General features: G+C 47.7%; 20 protein-coding genes. 16 read left to right on the plus strand and 4 right to left on the minus strand.

Annotation, left to right across the window (positions count from 1 at the left end; genetic code table 11):
- Position 1: 1 nt before the first annotated feature.
- The 5 genes from AC4E8B_RS05240 (at position 2) to AC4E8B_RS05260 (ending at position 4106) form a co-directional block, all read left to right on the plus strand.
- A complete protein-coding gene (locus AC4E8B_RS05240; protein WP_490217472.1) occupies positions 2-799 on the plus strand; it encodes a 2-keto-4-pentenoate hydratase in 798 nt (265 codons plus the stop codon).
- A gap of 190 nt (positions 800-989) precedes the next feature.
- Entirely contained in the window at positions 990-2009 is a 1020-nt protein-coding gene (locus AC4E8B_RS05245; protein WP_490217473.1) for a TRAP transporter substrate-binding protein, read from the plus strand.
- Positions 2010-2023: 14 nt separating this feature from the next.
- The gene (locus AC4E8B_RS05250) at positions 2024-2539 is read left to right on the plus strand and encodes a TRAP transporter small permease (protein ID WP_490217475.1); all 516 of its coding nucleotides are present in this window, start codon (positions 2024-2026) and stop codon (positions 2537-2539) included.
- Positions 2536-3816 (plus strand): TRAP transporter large permease, encoded by a 1281-nt coding sequence (locus AC4E8B_RS05255; RefSeq protein ID WP_490217477.1) that lies wholly within the window; start codon positions 2536-2538, stop codon positions 3814-3816. Before AC4E8B_RS05250 ends, AC4E8B_RS05255 begins: the two co-directional genes overlap by 4 nt.
- Before the next feature lie 62 nt (positions 3817-3878).
- Entirely contained in the window at positions 3879-4106 is a 228-nt protein-coding gene (locus AC4E8B_RS05260) for a 2-hydroxymuconate tautomerase family protein (RefSeq protein WP_490217478.1), read from the plus strand.
- A 276-nt stretch (positions 4107-4382) separates the two neighbouring features.
- On the opposite strand, the gene AC4E8B_RS05265 is transcribed toward AC4E8B_RS05260, so the two are convergent.
- Entirely contained in the window at positions 4383-5987 is a 1605-nt protein-coding gene (locus AC4E8B_RS05265; protein ID WP_490217479.1) for a glycoside hydrolase family 43 protein, read from the minus strand.
- A 28-nt stretch (positions 5988-6015) separates the two neighbouring features.
- Complete coding sequence (locus AC4E8B_RS05270; protein ID WP_490217480.1) at positions 6016-7200, minus strand: ROK family transcriptional regulator; 1185 nt, start codon at positions 7198-7200, stop codon at positions 6016-6018.
- 158 nt (positions 7201-7358) lie between these two features.
- Between AC4E8B_RS05270 and AC4E8B_RS05275 the strand changes: the two genes are divergently transcribed.
- The 3 genes from AC4E8B_RS05275 (at position 7359) to AC4E8B_RS05285 (ending at position 10466) form a co-directional block, all read left to right on the plus strand.
- Positions 7359-8660: an extracellular solute-binding protein gene (locus AC4E8B_RS05275; protein WP_490217481.1), complete on the plus strand. Its 1302-nt coding sequence runs from the start codon at positions 7359-7361 to the stop codon at positions 8658-8660.
- A 91-nt stretch (positions 8661-8751) separates the two neighbouring features.
- Complete coding sequence (locus AC4E8B_RS05280; protein ID WP_490217483.1) at positions 8752-9630, plus strand: carbohydrate ABC transporter permease; 879 nt, start codon at positions 8752-8754, stop codon at positions 9628-9630.
- A gap of 14 nt (positions 9631-9644) precedes the next feature.
- On the plus strand, positions 9645-10466 hold the full coding sequence (locus AC4E8B_RS05285) for a carbohydrate ABC transporter permease (protein ID WP_490217484.1): 822 nt from the start codon (positions 9645-9647) through the stop codon (positions 10464-10466).
- Positions 10467-10485: 19 nt separating this feature from the next.
- On the opposite strand, the gene AC4E8B_RS05290 is transcribed toward AC4E8B_RS05285, so the two are convergent.
- Positions 10486-11115 (minus strand): YesL family protein, encoded by a 630-nt coding sequence (locus AC4E8B_RS05290; protein ID WP_490217486.1) that lies wholly within the window; start codon positions 11113-11115, stop codon positions 10486-10488.
- 219 nt (positions 11116-11334) lie between these two features.
- Here AC4E8B_RS05290 and xylA point away from each other — a divergent pair, with 219 nt between their 5' ends.
- From xylA to AC4E8B_RS05305, 3 genes are all read left to right on the plus strand, one after another.
- Positions 11335-12657 (plus strand): xylose isomerase, encoded by a 1323-nt coding sequence (xylA, locus tag AC4E8B_RS05295; protein WP_490217487.1) that lies wholly within the window; start codon positions 11335-11337, stop codon positions 12655-12657.
- Positions 12658-12679: 22 nt separating this feature from the next.
- Complete coding sequence (gene xylB / locus AC4E8B_RS05300) at positions 12680-14179, plus strand: xylulokinase (protein WP_490217489.1); 1500 nt, start codon at positions 12680-12682, stop codon at positions 14177-14179.
- 100 nt (positions 14180-14279) lie between these two features.
- On the plus strand, positions 14280-15263 hold the full coding sequence (locus AC4E8B_RS05305) for an aldo/keto reductase (protein WP_490217490.1): 984 nt from the start codon (positions 14280-14282) through the stop codon (positions 15261-15263).
- A 73-nt stretch (positions 15264-15336) separates the two neighbouring features.
- Here AC4E8B_RS05305 and xylE read toward each other — a convergent pair whose 3' ends face one another.
- The gene (xylE, locus tag AC4E8B_RS05310) at positions 15337-16755 is read right to left on the minus strand and encodes a D-xylose transporter XylE (RefSeq protein ID WP_490217492.1); all 1419 of its coding nucleotides are present in this window, start codon (positions 16753-16755) and stop codon (positions 15337-15339) included.
- A gap of 512 nt (positions 16756-17267) precedes the next feature.
- Between xylE and AC4E8B_RS05315 the strand changes: the two genes are divergently transcribed.
- The 5 genes from AC4E8B_RS05315 (at position 17268) to AC4E8B_RS05335 (ending at position 23951) form a co-directional block, all read left to right on the plus strand.
- Entirely contained in the window at positions 17268-18008 is a 741-nt protein-coding gene (locus AC4E8B_RS05315; RefSeq protein ID WP_490217494.1) for a sulfite exporter TauE/SafE family protein, read from the plus strand.
- 123 nt (positions 18009-18131) lie between these two features.
- The gene (dcuS, locus tag AC4E8B_RS05320; protein WP_490217495.1) at positions 18132-19733 is read left to right on the plus strand and encodes a DcuS/MalK family sensor histidine kinase; all 1602 of its coding nucleotides are present in this window, start codon (positions 18132-18134) and stop codon (positions 19731-19733) included.
- Positions 19730-20437 (plus strand): response regulator, encoded by a 708-nt coding sequence (locus tag AC4E8B_RS05325; protein WP_490217496.1) that lies wholly within the window; start codon positions 19730-19732, stop codon positions 20435-20437. The genes dcuS and AC4E8B_RS05325 overlap by 4 nt, the downstream gene beginning before the upstream one ends.
- Positions 20438-20558: 121 nt before the next feature.
- A complete protein-coding gene (locus AC4E8B_RS05330) occupies positions 20559-21905 on the plus strand; it encodes a 2-hydroxycarboxylate transporter family protein (RefSeq protein ID WP_490217497.1) in 1347 nt (448 codons plus the stop codon).
- Positions 21906-22256: 351 nt separating this feature from the next.
- A complete protein-coding gene (locus AC4E8B_RS05335; protein ID WP_490217498.1) occupies positions 22257-23951 on the plus strand; it encodes an NAD-dependent malic enzyme in 1695 nt (564 codons plus the stop codon).
- Positions 23952-23997: the final 46 nt, after the last annotated feature.

A 23997-nucleotide genomic window follows, 5' to 3' on the forward strand; every position in this document is an offset into this window, starting at 1 on the left:
TATGACGATAACTAAGGGTGCCGATCTTGAAATTGTAGAATACTTATATTCTGCTGAAAAAGATCGGCGTGAAGTAGTGAAGGTTACGGAACGTTATCCAGAATTGAGCTTTAGCGAGGCATACTCCATCCAAGAAAAATTGATTGAGAGACGTGAAAAGGATGGCGCACGCAAAATTGGTTTAAAACTCGGTTTGACAAGTAAGGCAAAGCAGGAAATGATGGGTGTTCATGAAGCAATCTACGGGTATCTGACCGATGATATGCTAGGTTTAGAGTGGGAGCCATTAGATTACACAAATTTTATTCACCCAAAAGCTGAGCCTGAAATTGCTTTTTTCATCAATGAGAATTTGCAGGGGACAGATATCAGCGCAGAGGATGTACTGCGTGTCACGAAATTTGTTGCGCCGGCAATTGAGATCATCGACAGCAGATACTTGAACTTTAAGTTTACCTTGGCAGATGTTATCGCAGATAACTGCTCTTCCTCCAAATTTTTTATCGGCAGCAAATGGATGTCGCCAAATGAGCTGGATCTGGGACAGCTTGGTATGGTAATGTCGAAAAACGGGCATGTTGTCCAAACAGGGGCGAGCGCCGCTGTGCTGGGCCATCCGGCTACCTCTGTAGCATGGGCTGTCAATAAGCTGGGAGAAGTGGGCAAAGGAATTAAAAAGGGAGATGTCATCTTGAGCGGAGCCGTTTCAGAGGCGGTCTCATTCGAAAAGAATGATACTATTCTAGTACAATTTTCCGAGCTTGGCAGTGTTTCTTTTTCTTGTAAATCAAGCACTTAGTTCTAATAACTAAGTGCTTAACTTCGCTACTAATATTCAGAATATATAGATAAAAATTATGATTCTATGTTAACTAGTTTACACTTCTACAAAAACAATGTGACTATAATCACAGTAGATACAGTTAGACAAACCAGAGTGCAGAATAATGACAGCGTTTACAAAGAATGAATATAAAAGGGGTGCGCAAATGAAGAAGTTTAAACATTTTGGGCTTATAGTCTTAGTCCTTGTTCTGGTTACAATGACTGCTGCCTGCAGCAGTGACACTGAAGCAGAACCTGCGTCAGGGTCTGGGTCAGGTGAGAAATATACTTTCAAGCTTGCCCATATTACTCCAACTGACCATATGTGGCACAAAGCTGCAGAAAAATTCAAGGAAGAGCTTGATAAGCGTTCTGATGGCAGAATGCAGGTTGAGATCTATCCGGCTAGTCAGTTAGGCACTGAAGCGGATATGGTACAGCAGATTTCTTCCGGCTCTGTAGACTTTGGCTTTATTACCGCTGCTTACATGAGTTCACGTGCACCTGCGTTTACAGCCTGGTTTGCTCCCTATGCGTTTGAAGACCTGGAGGCAACAAATGATGCCCGGGACAGTGAGGTGGCAAAGAAAATTCTTGGTACCCTTGACAGCCAGGGAATCAAAGGATTGGATTATGTGTTTGCTGGCAACCGGGTTATGCTTTTCAAGGACAAGGAAGTTAAGAAGCCCGAAGATATGAATGGTTTGGCTTTCCGGGTTACCCCTAGTCCTCCGCTGCAGGATTTCTACAAGTCATTGGGAGCTTCTCCAGAATCATTGCCGCTTCCTGAAGTATATGCAGCCATTCAGACGGGCGTTATTGATGGAATGGATATGGATTTAGATGCAACCATTACAAATAAATATTATGAGGTTGCCAAGTACGGCGCTGTTACAAATCATATGGTATGGCCGGCAGTAGCAATGATGAATAAAGATAAATACGACAAGATGTCAGATGCCGATAAGAAGATTATCGATGAGTCAATTAAAGCGGCAGCAGATTATTCTGCAAAAACTCGCGCCTCACAAGAAGAAGAATTTAAGAAAAGCCTTAGCGACAATGGTATGAAAATTTATGAAATCGATAAGGGATTATTCGATCCATATATTAAGCAATTCGATGAGAAATATGGGCCTACAGATCCTCTAATCAAGGAATTCTTGGACACATTCCGCAAGTAAATGGAGGGAATTATGTGACCTACCTTAGTAATCTGGTAGCCAGTTTCGAAAAGAAACTGGCTTCTGTCCTCATGTTTATGATGGCGATTATAGTAACGGCAGCAGTCATATTCCGCTACGTATTTAAAGAGCCATTGTTCTGGGCTGGGGAAGTATCTATTTTTCTGCTGATTTATATAACGTTTATTGGCGGCAGCCTTGGTTTAAAGTATAAAACTCAAGCTTCAGTAACCATTATCACTGACTTGCTTCCTGAGAATATCCAAAGGGTTGTTGGAATTATAGCTCATATTTTTATGCTTCTGTTTATGGGGATTCTGTTATTTTATTGTTTTAGTTGGATAACTTCCCCAACAGTAGCGATCCAAAAGTCGAGTGCGATCCTGCTCCCAATGTGGATCCCGTATTCCATATTGCCGATCGGTTTGTTATTTGGTGCGATCCATTTGATTTGTAATCTTATGGAGGTTGCAAGAAATCGTGGCATAACCCAGGTGTCTGAGGTTTCGAAAGACGGTGAAGCTTTATGATGTTACTTGTAATAGCTGCCTTTATATTATTTTTACTAATGGGTATTCCAATTTCTTTAGTTCTAGGTATGACTACAATTGTGTATTTTTTGGTAACTGGCAATGCAATGCTTTTAGAGTCAACTCCGCAGCGCCTGTATTCCGGAATGGAAAATTTTGGGCTTCTGGCAATTCCGTTATTCATGCTTACGGGTGAACTAATGAATAGCGGAGGCATCACAAACCGGCTTGTTGTTTTTGCACGTATGCTGGTCGGGCACGTGCGTGGCGGCTTGGCATATGTAACTGTGATTGCTAATATGTTCCTTGCTTCAATTCTTGGGTCAGCGAATGCCCAGGCCGCAATGATGAGTAAGATAATGGTTCCGGAAATGGAAAAAGAGGGATATAATCGGGAATTTGCATCGGCTTTGACGCTTGCGTCATCGATTGTTGCGCCAATTATTCCTCCCAGTATGATTTTTATCATATATGGAACTTTATCAGGAACTTCAATTGGCGGGCTTTTCATGGCAGGAATCTTTCCTGGAGTGATTTTTGGAGTGGGATTTGTTTCATTAATTGCCTACCTGGGGTACAAACATAATTTTCCGCGCAGTGAGAGAGCAAGCTTTAATGATATCTGGAGCTCTTTTGTAAAAGTTCTCCCGGCGCTTTTAGTTCCTCTGGTAATCATTGTAGGAATATTGAGCGGTGCGTTTACAGCAACAGAATCTGCAGCTATAGCCAGCTTTATTGCTTTTATTGTCGGGATGTTATTTTACAGAGAGTTAAAATGGAGGATGTTAGGTAAAATACTAGTGAATACTGTGATAGGAACAGCAACGGTTACATTTCTTATTGCAATGGCCAACCTGTTTGGCTGGCTGATTGCATTCGAGCAGATTCCGCAGTTAATCGCAAACTCGATGCTCTCAATTTCGGACAATCCATTCGTATTCCTGCTGCTGGTGAATTTGTTCCTTCTATTAATTGGTACATTGCTGGATGGTATTGCTGCCTTAATCATCCTTGTCCCAGTATTCATGCCATTGGTTACTGGTTTTCAAATCGATCCGATTCATTTCGGTGTCATCATTTGTATTAACCTGACAATCGGATTGCTGACACCTCCAGTCGGCACGGGACTGTTCATCGTGTCATCCATTGCAGAAGTCAAATTTGAAAAACTAGTGAAAGCCGTCATGCCAATGCTTTTACTAGGGATCACCATGCTTTTTATCGTTACTTATTGGGAACAGGCAACACTATTCATTCCAAGACTATTAGGTTTCTAAAGCGATGAAGCAATAGAAAACTTAACTCAAGGCAAGTGCTATGCGGAGGGAAGGGGAGTTTGATGCCAATTATCCAAGTCCAGATGCTAGAGGGCAGAAGCGATGAGAAAATCAGGGAATTGATTGCCGGAATTACCGATAGTGCTGTTAAGATCCTTGATGTAAGGCCTGAACAGGTTAGAGTCATTGTTCAGCCAGTGCCTGAGAAGTATTGGGGTGTTGGCGGAAGGACAAAGGAAACGGCACATGAAACAAATGAACACAAAAATAAAAAACCCAACTGTCTTTGAAGAGAGTTGAGTTTTTTAATATATTGGTAATACTGGTGACGCACTATTATTTTAAAGACTGTTTCACAATATAGCTCTTTTAAGCCATAGGGCCTGTCCCCGTCGCTCTGAACGATTGTACCGAAAAAAACTCCGCTTGGCTGATGGCAGCAAGCGGAGTTTTTGTGATTGTGATACTTATTATTGAGCCAGGGGGTCTGTCCCCCTGGCTCTTTTGGGCCAGGGAACCTGTCCCCCCGGCTCATCTTTTGGGCCAGGGAACCTGCCCCCCCCGGCTCATCCCCGATAAACAAAATAATCAAAGTCAGCATGCAGTCTTTGGCCGGATGTGTCCTGGCATTGCATGCCGACGAATGCGCCGGTGAAGAAGCCGCCTCCGTTGATGTAGTCGTCTGAGAGTTTGTAGGACTCCAGGGTGACTGGGACTTCGGTCCAGCTGTTTCCGTCGAATGAATAGGAATAGCGGTAAGTGTTAGTGCTTACATTTACGCGCAGGTAAACATAGTCTGCTTCGTCCGGGACGGTGATCGGGCTGTCCTGGAGCGGCTGGCTGAATGTGAAGTTGTCGCAGACTGTCAAGTCGAGGATCCGCCCTTTTTCTTCATTCCAGGTGATCTGCAGGGCTGTCCAGTTCTGCGTATTATAGTAGTTTACGAGTCCGGCAGCCTGCTGGAATGTGTCAGGATTGAAAGCTACCTTTGTTTCAGCCGTAAAATTGAAATGCTGCCAGCGCCTCGCGATATGCGCCTGCGTAAATTTGGATGTAAGAGATTCCCGTCCATAAAGGCGCAGATGACCAGGGTTGTCTTTTAATGAAACGATTTTTTCTCCGAGCGGAATTCTCAGTGACTGGAAGTGAAGATTCAAAGTTTCAGAGTTGAAATCATCTTTCTCATCAAAATCCTTTTCCCACTTAACTTCCTCGATGGCCGGCCCTTCAATTTCGACGGATGGCTGGTTGCCTCCGACCACATATGGCCAGTCATTTTTCCATTCCAGGCGCTGGATGGCGGTCTCCCTGCCTAGCGGACAATAGCCGCGCGGGTCGAGGAGCGCTTTGTTTTCCTGCGGCAATGGGCGGCCGGTCAGGTGGACCAGGAACCATTCGTCTGTATGTGTCTTTACGATCGAAGCATGCCCGGCTTTTTGCAGCGGATTCCTTGGATACGGGAATGAAGTGATCAGCGGGTTGTCAGGATGCACTTCATATGGTCCCCACAGGTTCTTTGAGCGGGCGATGGTTGCCTGGTGATCGTATTTTGTTCCTCCTTCAGCTGTGAGGAGGTAATAATAGCCGTTCATTTTATACAGATGAGGCGCTTCAGTCAATTTAATATCGGTGCCTTTGAAGATGACTTCTTTTTTGCCGACGAGCTTCTGCTCCTCAACACTGTATTCCTGCAGGACGATCCCATAGAAGTTATGGTTTCCGGCCCGGTGATCCCACATCATGTTGACGAAGTATTTCTTTCCGTCCTCATCATGGAATAAAGAAGGGTCAAAGCCGGAGCTGTTCATGTAGATAGGCTCTGACCATTCTCCATCAATCTTGTCGCAGGTGACAAGATAATTATGGCTGTCTTTCCATTGTCCCTCGACGACTTTGACATCTGTGTAAATCAGCCAGAACTTATCATCATGGTAAGACAGGGCAGGGGCCCAGATGCCGCCGGAATCAGGATTGCCCAGCATATTCAATTGGCTGAGGCGGTTGAGCGGGCGGGAGATGAGCCGCCAATTTTTCAAATCTTTAGAGTGGTAGATCCCGACGCCAGGGAACCATTCAAAGGTAGAAACGGCAATATAATAATCTTCGCCTGCACGGCAAATGCTTGGATCTGGGTTAAAGCCTGTTAGAATCGGGTTTTGAATGGTTGTCATTGTACAGCACCTCTCCTGGAAAATTAATTTAGGCTTCCTGGATATCGATGGCCAGGAAGTTTTCACTTGCATAAGCGGCTGCGCCCAAGGCAGCGGCGCGCGTGGATAGCTGGGAAAAATCAATCTTTAAGTCCTTTTTGTGTGTAGAAAGAGCATGGACCAGCCTTTTCTTTACCGGGTCTGCCAGCCACTTGGAAGAAGAAGCGAGCCGATTGCCGATGATGACCTGTTCAGGGTTGAAGATATTGATGATGTTATTGATGCCGACTCCGATATAGCCGCCGATCCCTTCAAAAACACGGATGACGCCGGCATCCCCGGTTTCAGCCAGTTCATTCAGGCCCTCGAGAGAGAGCTTCTGCCCGTCCTCAGGCTGGATAGCATTCTTTGCCGCAGATTCAACCAATGCCTTTTCAGAAGCATAAAGCTCCCAGCAGCCCTGGTTGCCGCAGCGGCATACCGGCCCGTCAGCTTCAATCGTCATATGGCCAAGCTCGCCGGAGAATCCATTATTTCCTTTGTAAAGCTCCCCGTTTAAGATGAGGCCGACGCCGATCCCTATGCCAATGCTGACATAAATGATATTATTGGCATCCTGGCCTGCCCCGAACTTTTTCTCGCCATAAGCCCCTGCATTGGCTTCGTTCTCAATGAGGATAGGAACATCATATTTCTCAATCATCACTGACTTCAGATCAATATTCCGCCAATTCAGGTTGGGGGCAAGGAGGATTTCGCCTTCCGTGCTGACAGTTCCAGGCACCCCGATGCCGATCCCGACCAGGCCATAACGGCTTTTAGGCATAGAACCCATCAGGGAGTCGACAATCTTGAATAACTCTTCTTTGATTTCTTCATAAGCCAGGTCACTGAACTTAATCAGCTCTTCATTGCAGATGTTCCCTTGCAGGTCGGTCAGGATCCCGAGGATGTAGTTGACGCCGATGTCAATGCCGATGGAATAGCCGGCAACCTGATTGAAGAGCAGCATAACAGGCCTGCGCCCGCCGCTTGAGACCCCTGGCCCTGATTCAAGGATCAGGCCTTCATTAAGAAGTTCGCTGACCTGGGAGGATACAGTGCCTTTATTCAGTCCGGTCTTGTTGGCGATATCCGCCCTTGAAATAGGGGTGTACTCCTGGATAGTCTGCAGTACTAATGACTTATTGCCTTTTTTCACAACATGCTGGTTGTAAGTCTGGGTCAGCCTCATTTTTTAAAGCTCCATTTCATTTTGTTTTCCCTAAGTGTACCATTTTCATTTTCTATTATAAACTTAGTTTATCCGCTAGACAAACATTCTTTGAGATGGTAATCTAAGTTTAGCAACAAATCTCGGTTTCAAAATAAAGAATATTGGGGGTATTTAGTTTGAGAAAGAAGAAAGCGGTTACAACACTCTTTGCCATTTTTTCCTCCCTTGCCCTGATTACAGGCTGTTCAGGATCCGATGAAAAAGCGAGCGGCGGTTCCGGAGATGGGAAGACAATTGAATTCATGCATCTTTGGCCTGAAGGAAGCTCTAAGCTGCATAACGAAATTGTAAGCGACATCATTAAGGATTTCGAGAAAGAGCATTCTGATGTTAAAGTCGACCTGGAAGTGCTGAGCAATGAGCAGTATAAAGATAAACTTAAAGTATTATCAACTTCAGACCAATTGCCGGATGTAGGGCTGACGTGGGCTGCAGGATTCCTGGATCCTTATGTGAGCGGGAAGAAATTTGCCCCGCTGGATGACCTGCTTGAAGGGGATCTAAAGGATAAATTTGTATCCGGCACAGCAGAAGCGTATGCAGTCGATGGAAGCACATACGGACTGCCGCTTGAACTGAATATCGCGACAGTATTTTATAATAAAGCCATTTTTGAAAAATATGGGCTGGAAGCGCCTGAAACATATGAAGAGTTTAAGAATGTAATAGAAACATTGGATAAAAATGGCGTAGCTCCGATCGCGCTTGGAAACAAAGACCGCTGGACCGGCTCTCTATGGTATATGTATCTGGCTGACCGGATCGGCGGGGGAGATGTCCTCACAAAAGCGATCGACCGCAGCGGTTCATTCGAAGACCCTGCCCTGGTTTCAGCTGCTGAAAAAGTGCAGGAGCTTGTTGACATGAATGCGTTTGTCAAAGGCTTCAACGGACTTGCCGATGAAGAAGCAAAGAGCATGTTCATGAACGAACAGGCAGCTATGTACCTGATTGCAACATGGGATCTGCCGAATTACACGACCAATGAAGACGTCCCTCAGGAGTTCAGGGATTCTGTCGGCTACTTCAACTTCCCGACCGTTGATGGAAAAGGAGATATGGACAGCTTTGTAGGCGGTCCTGGTGTTGGCTTGTTCGTTGCTGAGGATTCCGATGTGAAGGAAGAAGCGAAAGAATTCGCCTCCTACTTCGTACAGCAGTGGGGAGAAAGGTCTGTAACTGATGCAGGCGTCATCCCGGCAACAAAAGTGGATGCCGAATCATTGGATCTGCCGGATATGTATGTGGATGTTCTGGAGGATCTGAACAATGCCAGCAATATCACACTGTTTGCAGATGTTCAAATGAGTGCGGACACGGCACAGGTGCATTTGGACATGATTCAGTCCCTGTTCGGAAAAGAAGTGTCTCCTGAAGACTTTGCCAAGGCACATGAAGAGGCGCTGTCCAAAGAATAACAGGATCGCGCAGCACATGTAATCAACTAAAGAAAAGGACATACCCTTTGCCGGATTGTCCTTTTCATTTTTAAATATGGGGTTGAATGTGATGAATAAAGTAATGTCAAACAAGTGGATTATCGCATTATACGTTCTCCCTGCACTCCTCCTGATTGGTGTCCTCATCTTTATCCCTCTGATCCTGACCGGTTATTACGGCCTGATGGACTGGGATGGCATCGGAGCTATGGAGTTCATAGGGATGGAAAACTATATCAATGCCATTCAGGATGGGAAGTTTTGGGAGAGTGCCTACCATTCTTTCTTGCTTGCCGTGTTTTCAACGCTGAGCCTGGTTATCTATCTGGCCATCTCTATGATATTGGCATCCCGGATCAAAGGGGCAGATTTATTGAGGAAAATTTATCTGATCCCGATGCTGCTGTCATCTGTGGCGATCGCCCAGCTGTGGATCAAGGTATTCAATCCGACCAACGGGATGCTCAACAGTATCTTGATGGCGATTGGAATCGACGATCCTCCCGCATGGCTTGCAGAGCCGTCTGTCGTTTTGTATGCGATCTTCATTCCAATCTTATGGCAATACGCCGGTTTTTACATTCTGATTTATTATGCGGCACTGAAGAATATCCCGGAGTCATTGGTTGAGGCAGCAAGGATCGATGGAGCGACACCGCTGCAGATTGCCTGGAAGATCAAGCTTCCCTTGATCATGGGAGTTGTAAAAGTAACGATTGTGCTGGCTGTGGTCGGCTCACTGAAATACTTTGACTTGATTTATGTTATGACCGGGGGCGGCCCGAACGGCGCCAGCGAGGTCATGGCGTCCTATATGTATAAACTGGCTTTCTCAAGCAATGACTTCGGATACGGCAGTGCCATCGGCTTCCTGCTCCTGATCATTACGCTGATTGTGACAGTGATTGTCCGCAAGGCAACAGCTACCAAAGAAGAAATTCAATATTAAGCGAGGGTTGTACAATGAAACGAGCAGGTTACTTTATACTCTATCTTTGCCTGGCAATCGTAGCCATCTTTCAGGTCTTCCCGGTCATTTGGCTATTCCTGTTTTCTTTAAAAAACAATCAGGAAATATTTTCGAAATCTCCTTTCTCACTGCCGTCTGAATTCAGATGGGAAAATTACAGCAAAGTGTGGGAAGGCGGCATCGGCATCTATTTCTGGAACAGCATCTGGATTACAGGCATTGCCATCATCCTGACTGTGATCCTGGCAAGCATGGCGACATTTGCGATTACAAGGATGCAGTGGAAGCTGAACAAATTGGTGCTTGGCTTGTTCATGGTCGGGCTGATGATTCCGATCCATTCAGCGATCATCCCGCTGTTCAGCATGTTCCTGAATGTAAATCTGATCGACAATCCATGGTCGATCGTCATAACCTATACGGCCTATAATCTGCCGATTACGATGATGATTCTTCTCGGCTTTTATTACACGCTGCCGAGGGAAATTGAAGAGGCAGCGATCATGGACGGCTGTTCGGTCCACAGGATGTTTTTCAGAATCATCCTGCCTATGACGATTCCAATCATGTCGACAACTGTCATCATCAATATGATCTATAACTGGAATGAATTCGTCTTCGTCAACACTTTTATCAGCTCGGATGAGTATAAAACCCTTACGGTCGGAATCCAGAATTTCATCGGCCAATATATGACTGATTGGGGCGCGATCGGCGCAACGCTCATCATCAGCGTGCTCCCGATCCTGCTGGCCTTTCTTTTCTTCAGCAATAAAGTCGTCGAGGGGATCTCTTCCAGCGCGGTTAAAGGATAATAAAAAAACACTTTCTTCCTTATTCGGGAGAAAGTGTTTTTTGTTTGGCCTGCTTCCGCTGGACTCTATTGAAGGCATGCAGGCCAAGCCACATGATGACAAAAGCTGATGAGCTGCCGCCAAAAATAAAGGCGAGTGCCGGCAGCAGCTGCATGATAAACAAAAACGATACAAGGCAGAGCACCATTAAAACGGTATGAATCGGATTGACGAGCATGATCAGCAGAGCCTGTTTCATGATTTGCCTGACGTTCAAATCATAATGCACAAATGCCGGGAAAAGATACAGCAGAAACAGCAGAAAAATCATCATGAACGCGAGCGAAGGGACATGCGCCCAGGCGGGTACATCAAAATCTGCCTGCGTGAACCAAAGATTGAAGCCGGCCAGGGAACCGATTGTGATCACGAAGAGGCCAAGCCGATTGCCCTTCCAGAAATCCTTTTTAAAATAAGACAGGAAACTGGAGAATAGAGGCATGTCTGTTTTACCCCTCAGCCAGTCCCTTGTGATGGCAAACATGGCAAGGGTGGAGGGGAAGAAGCCAAAGAGGATGCCTCCGGCGAAAGTGAATACTATCCATAAGAGATTCATATAAGCGAAACGGGTGATCCATTCGAATATCCGGTATAAAACGCTGCTTACCATGGCTGAAGCCTCCAATTTTTCTTAAGTAAAACCTATTATACTGGAATAAAAATCATTTCGCAGTATTATGAGGAATCTTTGTTTATTCAATAGACAAACAAATTAAAAATTGATATAATTCTTTTTGAAAGCATTTACATTTTTATAAAAAGATAATCTGAAAGAATCTGCTCAAAAGATTCTAAGAGAACTTTATTATGATTCTGGGAGGAACGAAAAATGGCTTACTTTAACATTGAAAAAATTAAATATGAAGGTTCAGCTTCAACCAATCCATTTGCGTTTAAATTTTATAACCCGGAGGAAAAGATCGGCGGCAAAACAATGGAAGAAATCCTGCGTTTTGGTGTGGCTTACTGGCATACCTTCACAATGGATGGCTCTGATCCGTTCGGAACTGGCACAATGCTCCGTTCTTGGGATAAGTACACCGGAATGGATTTGGCAAAAGCGCGCGTCGAAGCGTCATTTGAATTTTTTGAAAAGCTGGATGTGCCATTCTTCTGCTTCCATGATGTCGATATTGCACCGGAAGGAAGCAGCTTAAGAGAAACCAACCAAAATTTAGATATCATCGTGAGCATGATTAAAGATTATATGAAAGACAGCAAAACGAAGCTGCTTTGGAACACAGCGAATAACTTCACGAATCCACGCTTCGTCCATGGTGCTGCCACTTCAAACAGCGCAGATATTTTTGCCTATGCGGCAGCGAAAATCAAGAAAGGCCTTGAGGTCGGAAAAGAACTTGGCGCTGAAAACTATGTGTTCTGGGGCGGCCGTGAAGGCTATGAAACGCTCTTAAACACAGACATGAAGCTTGAAATGGACAATCTTGGCCGCTTCATGCACATGGCAGTGGATTATGCGAAGGAAATCGGCTTTGACGCCCAATTCCTGATCGAGCCGAAGCCAAAAGAGCCGACAACACATCAATACGATTTTGATGTGGCGACTGGATATGCATTCCTTCAGCATTACGGATTGCAGGACCACTTCAAATTTAATATTGAAGCAAACCATGCAACACTGGCAGGCCATACATTTGAACATGAGCTTCACTATGCACGTGTAAACAATATGCTTGGCTCAGTAGATGCCAACCAGGGCGATCCATTGCTTGGCTGGGATACAGATGAGTTCCCGACAGACTTGTATTCTACTACACTCGCAATGATCGAAATCCTTAAAAATGGCGGACTTGGCCGCGGCGGACTCAACTTCGACGCGAAAGTGAGAAGGGGTTCATTTGAGCCTGAAGATCTGTTCCACGCTCATATTGCCGGAATGGACAGCTTCGCGGTTGGCCTGAAGGTTGCACAGAAGCTGATTGATGACAAGGTGCTGGACTCTGTGGTTGAAAACCGCTATAAGAGCTATACAGAAGGCATTGGACTTGAGATCGTTGAAGGAAGGACAGACTTCCATAAGCTTGAGGAGCATGCACTGGGCCTGGCTGAAGTGAAGAATCAATCCGGCCGCCTCGAAAGCATCAAGGCTACGATCAACCAGTATCTGTTACGGGCTTATGCCGGAGAGTAACTCTTAGAGGGTAGGTGCACCAATGAAATATGTGATCGGCGTTGACTTAGGAACAAGCGCGGTAAAAATATTGCTGGTCAACCAGGAGGGGAATGTGGTCCAGGAGGTTTCCAAGGACTATCCCCTGATCCAGGAGAAGACCGGCTACAGCGAGCAGGATCCAAAAGAGTGGGTTGATCAGACAGCGGCAGGGCTGTCTGAACTGCTCCAGAAATTCGGCGGAAATCCGGAAGACATTGAGGGACTCAGTTTTTCCGGACAGATGCACGGCCTTGTCCTTCTGGATGAGAACCGTGAAGTGCTGCGGAATGCGATTCTCTGGAATGATACAAGGACGACGGCACAGTGCCGTGAAATCTACGATCGGGTCGGCGAAGAGAGGCTGCTTGAGATTACGAAGAATCCGGCGCTGGAAGGTTTTACTTTGCCGAAACTGCTTTGGGTGAAAGAGCACGAGCCGGAGATCTACGAAAAGGCGAAAACCTTTGTCCTTCCGAAGGATTATGTAAGATACAAGCTGACAGGTGAGCTGCATATGGAATATTCTGATGCTGCGGGCACTTTGTTATTAGATATTGCGAAAAAAGAGTGGAGCAGCGAAATCTGCGATATTCTTGATATTGATGCTGCGCTTTGCCCTCCATTGGTTGGGTCTCATGAAAAGACGGGGAATATCACTCCTGAGTTCGCAGCTGAGACCGGCCTTCCAGCTTCTGTCCAGGTGTTTGCCGGCGGCGCCGACAATGCCTGTGGAGCGATCGGCTCAGGAATCCTGGAGGATGGGAAAACCCTTTGCAGCATCGGTACGTCTGGTGTGGTCCTGTCTTATGAAGGCAGCAGCGACAAAGACTTCGAGGGGAAGGTCCACTATTTCAACCATGGGGCAGAGGACGCTTTTTACACGATGGGAGTCACCCTTGCAGCAGGACACAGCCTGAGCTGGTTCCGAAATGTGTTTGCTGCGGAAGAGAGCTTTGAGGAATTGCTGGCTGAAGCAGGAACTGTTCCGCCAGGTTCGAATGGACTGCTGTTCACTCCTTACATATCCGGGGAGCGGACACCTCATGCAGATGCAAGCATCCGGGCAAGCTTCATCGGGATGGACAGCTCTCATGAACGGAAGGATTTTGTCCGTGCCGTTATGGAAGGGATTACTTTCTCGCTGAATGAATCTCTCGCTATCTTCAGGGAAAATGGCAAGAAGATCGATACAATCGTATCTACCGGCGGCGGGACGAAGAATGAAGACTGGCTGCAGATGCAGGCGGATATTTTCAACAGCAAAATTGTTAAGCTTTCAAGCGAGCAGGGGCCTGGCATGGGTGCTGCTATGCTTGCCGCTTACGGCTGCGGATGGTTTTCTTCCTTGAAGGAATGCGGCGATGCGTTCCTGAAGGTGGAAAAAGAATTTGTCCCGAATGCAGGAAATGTGGAGATTTATCAAGAACTATTCGATGTATACCAGGAAGTCTACGGGCAGACAAAAGCGCTTAATGAGAAACTGCTGGCCTATCGAAAATAATCATAATGAAACTCAGAAGGCTGCCTTGGAAGGATGCATCTTATATGCAAAGCTCCCTGGGCAGCCTTAAAGGTTTCTGGATAAAGAAGGAGTTGGCGAAATGAAATATAATCAGCTGGGCAATACCGACTTGAAAGTAAGTGAACTGAGCTTCGGCACTTGGGCGATCGGCGGTTCATGGGGAAAAACAGATGATGGGGAAGCGCTTAAAGCCCTGGAACGCGCCATGGATGCGGGCGTCAATTTCTTTGATACGGCCGATGTGTATGGAGACGGGCACAGCGAGGAGCTTTTGGCGAAGGCTACGAAAGGGAAGGAAGATTCCATCCATATTGCTACAAAGTTCTGCCGCAGCGCTGATATTTATGATCCAGCCACCTATTCAATGGAAAGTGTCCGGGCTTTTTGCGAAAACAGCTTGAAAAGGCTGGAGAGGGAGGCCATCGACCTTTATCAGATTCATTGTCCGCCGATGGAAATTTTAAGAGATGGCAGCGTCTTCGAAGTGCTTGAGCAGCTGAAGCAGGAAGGAAAGATCCGCTACTATGGCGTCAGTGTGGAAACGGTCGAGGAAGGGATTTTCTGCCTGGAGAAAACAAAGGCAAGCGCCCTGCAGGTTATCTTCAATCTGTTAAGGCAAAAGCCGCTGGAAGAGCTTTTTCCAATGGCTATGGAAAAGCAGGTTGGGATTCTTGCGCGTGTGCCGCTGGCGAGCGGCCTTTTGACAGGAAAGTTTTCAAAGGAGACCACGTTTGAGCAGGATGATCACCGAAACTTCAACCGCAATGGGGAAGCCTTCAATGTCGGCGAGACATTCGGCGGACTTGATTTCGGGAAAGGCGTCGAGCTGAGCGAGCAGGTGAAGTGGATTAAAGAAGGCAGGGGCAGCATGGCAGGAGCCGCCATCAAGTGGATTCTTCAGCAGCCGGAGGTTACCACAGTCATCCCGGGCTTCAGGAATGTGAAGCAGGTGGAGAGCAATCTCGAAGCGCTGGAAGCAAAGCCGTTCAGTGAAGAAGAATTAGGGAGATTGAAGGACTTTTATCAGAAGGAAGTGCATGCCCATATCCGGGGCGTTTATTAATAGGAAAGGCCTCCAGCTTTGGCTGGAGGCCTTTTTTTGGTGAGAGGACAGGTTTGTTGTCCCGTTTTATTGCTTACATTGCTTTAGATTGTTTTGCTGAAGGTGCCTTCCACAGGCTTTCCATCTGCTCGAGGGATTTGCCTTTCGTTTCAGGCACATACTTCCAGACGAAGATGGCTGAAAGGACGCTCATCAGGCCATAAATGCCGTACGTCATGCCGCCGCTGAATTCCATCATCATCGGGTAGGTTGAGGAAACAAGATAGTTGGCACCCCATTGGGCGGCTACCGCGATCGCTACCGCCTGCCCGCGGATCCGGTTCGGGAAGATTTCAGAAATCAACACCCAGCAGATCGGTCCCCAGGACATCATGAAGGAAGCGGTATACACGATGATGAATAAGAGCGTGCTGATGCCGATGATATTGGCAAAAGCGAGGCCTGCAACGCCGAACATGCCGATGGCCATTCCGATTGAGCCGATGATGAGGAGCGGCTTGCGTCCCCATTTATCGACTGTCATGATCGCGATGACCGTGAAGACGACGTTGACCAGCCCCATGACGATCGTCTGCAGCATGGAAGCATCCTTTGCGGCGCCCATGCTTTCAAAAATGCGCGGGGCATAATAAAGGGCCACGTTGATGCCGACAAACTGCTGGAAAACGGAAAGCAGGATGCCGATGACAATTACTTTTTTTCCAAAAGCAAAGGTGGACATTTTCTCAGCCGTTTTATCCATAGAACCCTTGATTTCGCTGAGAATCTGTTTGGCGCTTGCCGGTCCGTTGATTTTTGAAAGAATTCTCAATGCGCTTTCGTCTTGATTCTTCAGTGACAGATAGCGCGGCGTCTCCGGCACGAAGAAAAGGAAAATGAAGAACAGCAGGGCCGGGATCGCCTCAGACAGGAACATATATCTCCAGCCGGTTTCATTGATCCATTCTACTGATTGCCCGCGGGCGATGCCCCAATTGACAAAATATACGACCAGCATGCCGAAAATGATGGCAAATTGATTGAAAGAAACCAGCCGGCCCCTGATCGCTGCCGGGGCGATTTCCCCTATGTACATCGGCACGATGGCGGAAGCGAGGCCGACACCGATTCCGCCGATGATGCGGTAAAGATTGAATGTCAGCAGAAGACCGACAGTAGGTTCACCTGCTGAGAAGAAGAGAAACTCAGGGTAAGCTGAGCCAAGCGCCGATAGCAGGAACAGGACTGCCGCGATGATCAGCGACTTTTTGCGGCCCAATGCAGAAGAGAAATAACCAGAAATGATGCCGCCGATGATGCAGCCGATCAGCGCGCTGGAGATCGTAGCCCCATGGACGAAAGAGCTTAAGCCCAGGCTATCTACCAGATAGGTTTGAATCGATTTCTCGGCCCCGGATATGACAGCTGTATCGTAGCCAAAGAGCAGGCCGCCAAGAGTAGCAACAAGTGTGATAGAGAAGATGTAAAGAGAACCATTGTGCTGTTTCGTCATGTGTAAGAGCAGTTTTCATTATACTGCGATTATAGTTAAACGCTTACATAAACGCGGTGAGTGTTGAAGCGTTTACATTTACCAGTAAAAATGAAATGCACTGCCCATTCCCTCCCCTGCTGATAATTTTTTTACAATAATGAATAATTGAATTATAGCAGACTATTTTAAGTTTGTCTAATGAATGAACTAAGTTTCGGGAGGTGGGGGGGAATTGGTATTGTGCCGGGGATTTGGAGGTTGATTTCGAGGGAGTTTGGGCCACGGGACCTGACCCCCTGGTACACTTTAAAAACCGAGCCAAGGGACCTGACCCCATGGCACATTCCCAAAACCGCGCCAAGGGACCTGCCCCCCTGGCACATTCCCAGACTGAGCCAAGGGACCCGACCCCTGGCCCAGTTTTTTTAGTTACAAAATTCTTCCGCGCTTTTTTAAAGTTTTATAATAGTAGCTGGTGCTTTTCTTCCATTTATGAATTCTGCTAGATCTGCTTAAGAGGGGGGATTTGCGTGGCTATTACTTTTACGATGCTGTTTTTGGGGATTTTGCTTGGTTTTATCGGGGCCGGGGGATCTGGTTTTATTATTGCGCTATTGACGGTGGTGTTCGGGGTGCCGATCCATACGGCGCTTGGGACGTCGCTTGCGGCGATGGTGTTTACGACCATGTCGGGGGCATACAGCCATTACCGGCAGGGCAATATTGATGTGAATATGGGACTGGCTGTCGGCTGCTTTGGAGCGGTCACTTCGTTTCTGGGATCAGGGATTGCAGTGTGGATCCCGGTTGATTCGCTTCATTGGCTGACGGCCGGAATGCTGTTTCTTTCCGCTGTCATGCTGCTGGTCCGTTTGTTCATTGTCAGCCGGATGGAGGATAAGGGAGCAGAACCGCAGCGCAGGCTGTTTATCAAAACTGCATTTGTAGGAATCGTCTGCGGCTTGCTGTCAGGCACGTTCGGAATAGGTTCAGCACCTTTCATTCAGCTTGGATTATTAGCCGTCTTAGGCCTTTCTGTGCAGAAATCTGTCGGGACAACCATGCTTGTCATCCTGCCGATTGCACTGGCGGGCGGCATCGGCTATTATTTTGAAGGATACTTTGATATGATCCTGCTGCTGCAGGTGCTGGCTGGAACAATGATCGGTTCTTACATCGGAGCGCGGTTCACCAATTATGTGCCGCTTCCGGTATTAAAAAGTGCAATGGTGCTGACGCCTATTATGGCCGGATTCATCCTGCTGTTCTGAAATAGGAAAGAACAGGCTGCAAGGTCCTTCCTCAGGGAAGGGCTCTGCGGTCTTTTGTCATTACTTGTGTGGATAAGGGTATTGAGGAGAATACTTTAATTAAATCTATGGCTGGAGGAAACTATGAAGAAGGGCCGCTGGAGCTTGCAAGCCATCATTATTATATTTGTGTGTGTGGTGGTCATGATTTCTCTTATGATCACCGACCTGCTGATCAGCAGCAGGGTCACCTCCAGTGTTGAGGAAACACAGGAGGATAAAGCGCTGAATGTCGCTAAAATGGTGTCGCACAGCATGATTGTTGAAGATGCTTTGGAGGGGGATCCTGAGGGTGCCGGGGTCCAGGATTTTGCCAATGAAATGCGGGAGCTGACGAATGTCAATTTTATTGTTGTCATGGATATGCAGGGCTACCGACTGTCACATCCGGAAGCAGCTGAGATAGGAAAGCACTTCAGGGGCGGTGATGAAGGCCCTGTCCTGGAGGGGGAAGAGTATGTATCCTATTCCAAAGGAATACTCGGTCCATCGATGCGGGCATTCACTCCTGTCATTGGAAGCACCGGGGAGCAGATCGGGGCTGTGGCTGTCGGCATTTCCCTTGAGACGGTAACGAAGGCTGTCCATAAGAGCCAGAACGCAATCTACATCGGCACGCTGATCGGCATCCTGGTGGGGGTTATCGGTGCGGTGATACTTGCCAGGTACATAAAAAAAATCCTGCTGGGACTGGAACCTTCCGCGATTGCCAAGGTGCTGGAGGAGCGGAGTTCGATGCTGCAGTCAGTGCGGGAAGGGATTATTGCCGTCGACCAGACCGGGAAGATCACGCTCGTGAACCGGGCGGCGAGGAAGCTTTTTCAAAAAGCCGGCATTGAGAAGAATCCGGTGGGGCTGCAGATTGAGGATTATCTTCCCGAAACCCGCCTGAAGGATGTCCTGGTCACTGGGAAAACTCATCTTGACCAGGAACAGAGCTTCCATGGGGTGACGATCCTTGTGAATCGGGTGCCGGTGGTGGTGGATAATCAGCTCGTCGGTGCCATCGCGACTTTCCGGGATAAGACAGAGGTCCAGCTGCTTGCCGAACAGCTCACAGGCGTCCGCAATTATGCAGATGCTTTGAGGGCACAGGCCCATGAGTTCATGAACAAGCTTCACGTTATCCTGGGGATGGTCCATACCGAGCAGTACGAGCATCTGGCAAGGTATGTGAATGAGACGGTCAATCACCGGGAAAATGAGATGGGCTTTGTGACAAAGAAGATTCAGGACCCGGTCCTGGCCGGTTTCCTGATCGGCAAGCTGAGCAATGCCAGGGAATCGGGGGCGGTGCTGTCGTTTGACTGTGCCGATAATCTGCCCAAGCCTGCTGACCCGGAAATCACCCATGATCTGATCACGATCATCGGCAACTTAATCGACAATGCATTGGAAGCAGTATCAGGAAGGCCGGTCAAAAAAGTGGAATTAATGCTGGATTATGCAGAAGATATATTAACAATAGAAGTAAGAGATACAGGAGCCGGTATGACAAAGGAAATACAGGATCGGATTTCCGAGAAGGGTTTTTCCACAAAAGGGAAGGACAGGGGCTTCGGTCTGTATCTGGTCACACAGGCAGCTGATAAGCTGGAGGGGGAACTGATCATTTCCTCCAAGGCAGGGAAAGGGACTCAGTTTGCCGTCTATATACCTTATAAAGCAGGAGGTGAAGAGACTTGATCAATGTAATGATTGTTGAAGACGATCCGATGGTGGCGGAGATTAATAAACGGTATCTAGCCAAGGTAGAAGGGTTTCGGCTGGCTGCGACGGCCAAGTCGGTCGATGAGGCGGTCAGTCTTCTGGAGCAGGAGGACATCCGGCTGATTCTCCTTGATATTTATATGCCCGGCAGGCTCGGGCTTGAGCTGGTCACATATTTGAGGAAAAATGAGCTGGAAACCGATGTGATCATCATCTCTGCCGCAAAGGATATGGACCGGATCAGGCAGGCTTTGCGATCCGGTGTGGTGGATTATCTTATCAAGCCATTTGAATTTGAGCGGTTCAATGCGGCGCTTGCCGCCTATGAGCAGCAGAGCCGGTTCGCTGAAAAGAGGGAAGAGGTCACCCAGCAGGAGCTGGACAGCCACTTGCTGCGGCGCGAGGAGCCGGGAGTCGTGGAAGAGCTTCCGAAAGGCCTGACAAAGGATACGCTTAAGCAGGTATGGGAGGCGGTTCAGGAGCTTAAGAAAGGCCCGTTTTCCACCGACGATATGGCCGGGGCAGTAGGAGTTTCAAGAGTATCGGCCCGGAAATACCTGAACTTTTTAAAAGAGCTTGGCATACTGGATGTGAAGGTCATCTATGGCACGATCGGCCGTCCCGTGTACCAGCATGAATATAACCCATATAAAGAGCATCTTATTAAAAACTTTTTGTAAGCAGTTTCTGAAACTGCTTACTTTTTTTAATTTCAAAAAGAATTTCTCTAATTACATAATCTATGAAAACGCTTTTAGAAAAATTAAGATGATCATGTAGAACAGATGGGAGGAAAGCTTTATGGAACCAGCTAAGAAACTGCAGCCGATTTCTGCACCAGAAGATAAAAGGGAAGAGAAAAAAGGCTTTTTTGCAAAATTGGGAAGTATAAAAGTAGGAGCAGTGCCGCTTCCGCTTTATGTTTTAATAGCGCTTGTTGTGTATGCTGCGGCAGCTTATGAATCACTGCCGGCTGATATGATCGGCGGATTTGCCGTCATTATGGCAATGGGAATCCTGCTTGGCGATATCGGAATGAGGATCCCGATCCTGAAGGATATCGGGGGCCCGGCGATACTATCGCTGCTCGTTCCTTCTATATTGGTATTTTTTAATATTATTAATACTACCGGAATGGATGCTGTCACCCAGCTGATGAAAACATCCAATTTCCTGTACCTGTATATTTCGATCCTGGTTGTCGGAAGTATCCTCGGTATGAACCGCAGGGTCCTGATCCAGGGGTTTACCAGAATGTTTGTGCCGCTTGTTCTGGGTACACTTGCCTCAGTTTGTGCCGGCGTTCTTGTCGGCATGCTGTTTGGATATGATGTAAAGCATACGCTGTTTTATATTGTTGTGCCGATCATTGCCGGAGGGATTGGCGAAGGGATCCTGCCGCTGTCCATCGGCTATGCTGATGTCCTTGGCCAGAGCTCAGAATCATTTGTCGGCCAGCTCATCCCTGCTGCGGTCATCGGAAATATTGCAGCAATCATCTGTGCCGGCATCCTGTCCCGCTTCGGAGAGAAAAAGCCTGAACTGACAGGAAATGGCGTTCTTGTAAAAGCAAAAGGCGGAGATGCCATCACAGAATCCACTACAATCAACAAACCTGTCGAGTTTCCGCTCATGGGGGCAGGGCTCCTGATTGCCTGCAGCTTCTTCATTATCGGAGGACTTGGCCACCACGTACTTGGCATCCCGGGACCTGTCCTGATGATTTTTGCGGCTGCCCTTGTTAAATGCCTGCAGCTTATGCCGGCCAAAATGGAGCAGGGTGCCTTCCACCTTTACAAATTCGTTTCATCCAGCCTGACATGGCCATTGATGGTCGGCCTTGGAATGCTGTATATCCCGCTTGAGGATGTTGTTAAAATTGTAACGCCTTCTTATATTGCAGTTTGTGTGGCCGTTGTTCTGGCCATGGTCATCACAGGCTACTTCACAGGAAAACTGATGAAAATGTATCCTGTTGATGCCGCCATCGTTACAGGCTGCCACAGCGGCCTTGGCGGAACAGGCGACGTTGCCATCCTTTCAGCTTCCAACCGCATGTCCCTGATGCCGTTCGCACAAGTTTCCACAAGAATCGGCGGCGCATCAACAGTCATCCTTGCCATTCTGTTAATGAAGATTTTGAACTGAACCGGGGCTGGGCCAGGGGGTCAGGTCCCCTGGCCCGAAAAACCGAGCCAAGGGACCTGACCCCCTGGCTCGAAAACCGCGCCAAGGGGACAGGCCCCCTGGCCCGAAAAACCGAGCCAAGGGACCTGACCCCCTGGCTCGAAAACCGCGCCAAGGGGACAGGCCCCCTGGCCCGCGAATTGACAGAAAAGCTGCAATAGTATTTAATGGATTCTGGAATAGGCGGGCAGCATGTGATGCTGCTTGCTTTTTTAAATAATTTTAGTTAAATAACCTGGAGATAATGGGTAAAGGCTACTAACATGGAATAGTACGGAAATTGACTTCATTTGAAAGGAAGAACAAAGATCTATGACTGCTTCTGAGCTTGCAAAAAACGTAATTTATACAGATTTGAGAGGAAAAGAGCTTCTATCGAATCCTTATTTGAATAAAGGTGTCGCTTTTACAAAAGAAGAGAGGGATGATCTGGGGCTTCAGGGCTTGCTGCCGACCCAGGTGCTGACTCTTGATGAACAGGCAACGCGTGCGTATGAGCAGTTCTCCAGAAGGACGAATAATATGTTCAAAAACGGAGTGCTTTATGACTTATATAATCGGAATGTCGTCCTGTTTTACCGTCTTCTGAGGGACCATTTGAATGAGATGCTGCCGATCATCTATACACCGACTGTGGGTGAGGCGATACAGCGTTATTCCCATGAATATCACCGCCCAGGCGGCCTCTATTTGACCATTGAAGATCCGGAGGAAATGGACAAAGCATTCGAAAACCTGAATAAGTCCCATGATGGAATCGATCTTATTGTTGTGACGGATTCTGAGAGCATCCTCGGCATCGGAGACCAGGGTGTAGGAGGGATCAATATTGCTATTGGAAAGCTGGCAGTTTACACAGCTGCAGCCGGCATTGATCCAAGCCGCGTGCTTCCGGTTGTGCTGGATGTAGGGACCAATAATGAGGACCTGATCAATGATCCTTTATATATCGGTAATAAATTCCCGCGCGTCCGCGGTGAGCGCTATGAGCAGTTTGTTGACCAGTTTGTTGTAACGGCGCGCAAATTTTTCCCGAATGTTCTTCTTCACTGGGAAGATCTTGGAAATGTGAATGCACGGAACATCATGGAAAAGTACGGCAATGAAATTCTGACTTTCAATGACGATATCCAGGGAACCGGGGCTGTTACACTGGCTGCCGTTATGTCTGCCCTGAAGGTGACAGGCGGATCCTTGAAAGACCAGCGCATCCTTGTTTTTGGACCTGGGGCGGCAGGCATCGGAAATGCCGACCAGATGGCAGAAACGATGATCCTCGAAGGCCTTGACCGGGAAGAAGCATATGACCGCTTCTGGGCATTTGACTACCGCGGGCTGCTGACGGAAGAAACGCCTGATGTCCTGAAATTCCAGAAGCCTTATGTGCGCAGTGCAGAGGAAGTCAAGGATTGGGAAAGAGACGGAGCGGACACGATTCCGTTATTGGAAGTGGTGAAGCGGGTAAAGCCGACGATCCTGATCGGCACCTCCGGCCAGGCCGGAGCCTTCACAGAGGAAATCGTAAGGGAAATGGCCAAGCACGTCGAAAGGCCGATCATCATGCCAATGTCCAACCCGACGCTGCTTGCTGAAGCAGTGCCTGAGGACCTTTTCAGCTGGACAGACGGCAAGGCGCTCATTGCCACAGGAAGCCCGTTTGCGAATGTAGAGTATAACGGCATCAGCCATGAAATCGGCCAGTCCAATAACGCATTTGTTTTCCCTGGCCTCGGCCTTGGAGCCATTGTCGCCAAAGCTGAAATCATTTCAAAAGGCATGTTCGCCGCTGCGGCCAATGCCGTTGCCGAGAAATCAGACAGCAGCACGCCTGGTGCTTCCCTGCTGCCGGCCATCAATAAACTGGCTGACGTCTCCAGGCATGTCGCCATCGAAGTAGCCAAGGCTGCCGTCCAGGAAGGCATTGCCAAAGCGGAGATCGACGATATTGAACAAGCGGTAGACGATGCTATGTGGAAGCCTGAATATAAACAAATTAAGAGTAAATAGTGGTACAAGGGGGACAGGTTTTGCTGTCCCTCTTTTTTTGTTTAGG

This window comes from Bacillus sp. SRL543 (assembly GCF_984799205.1).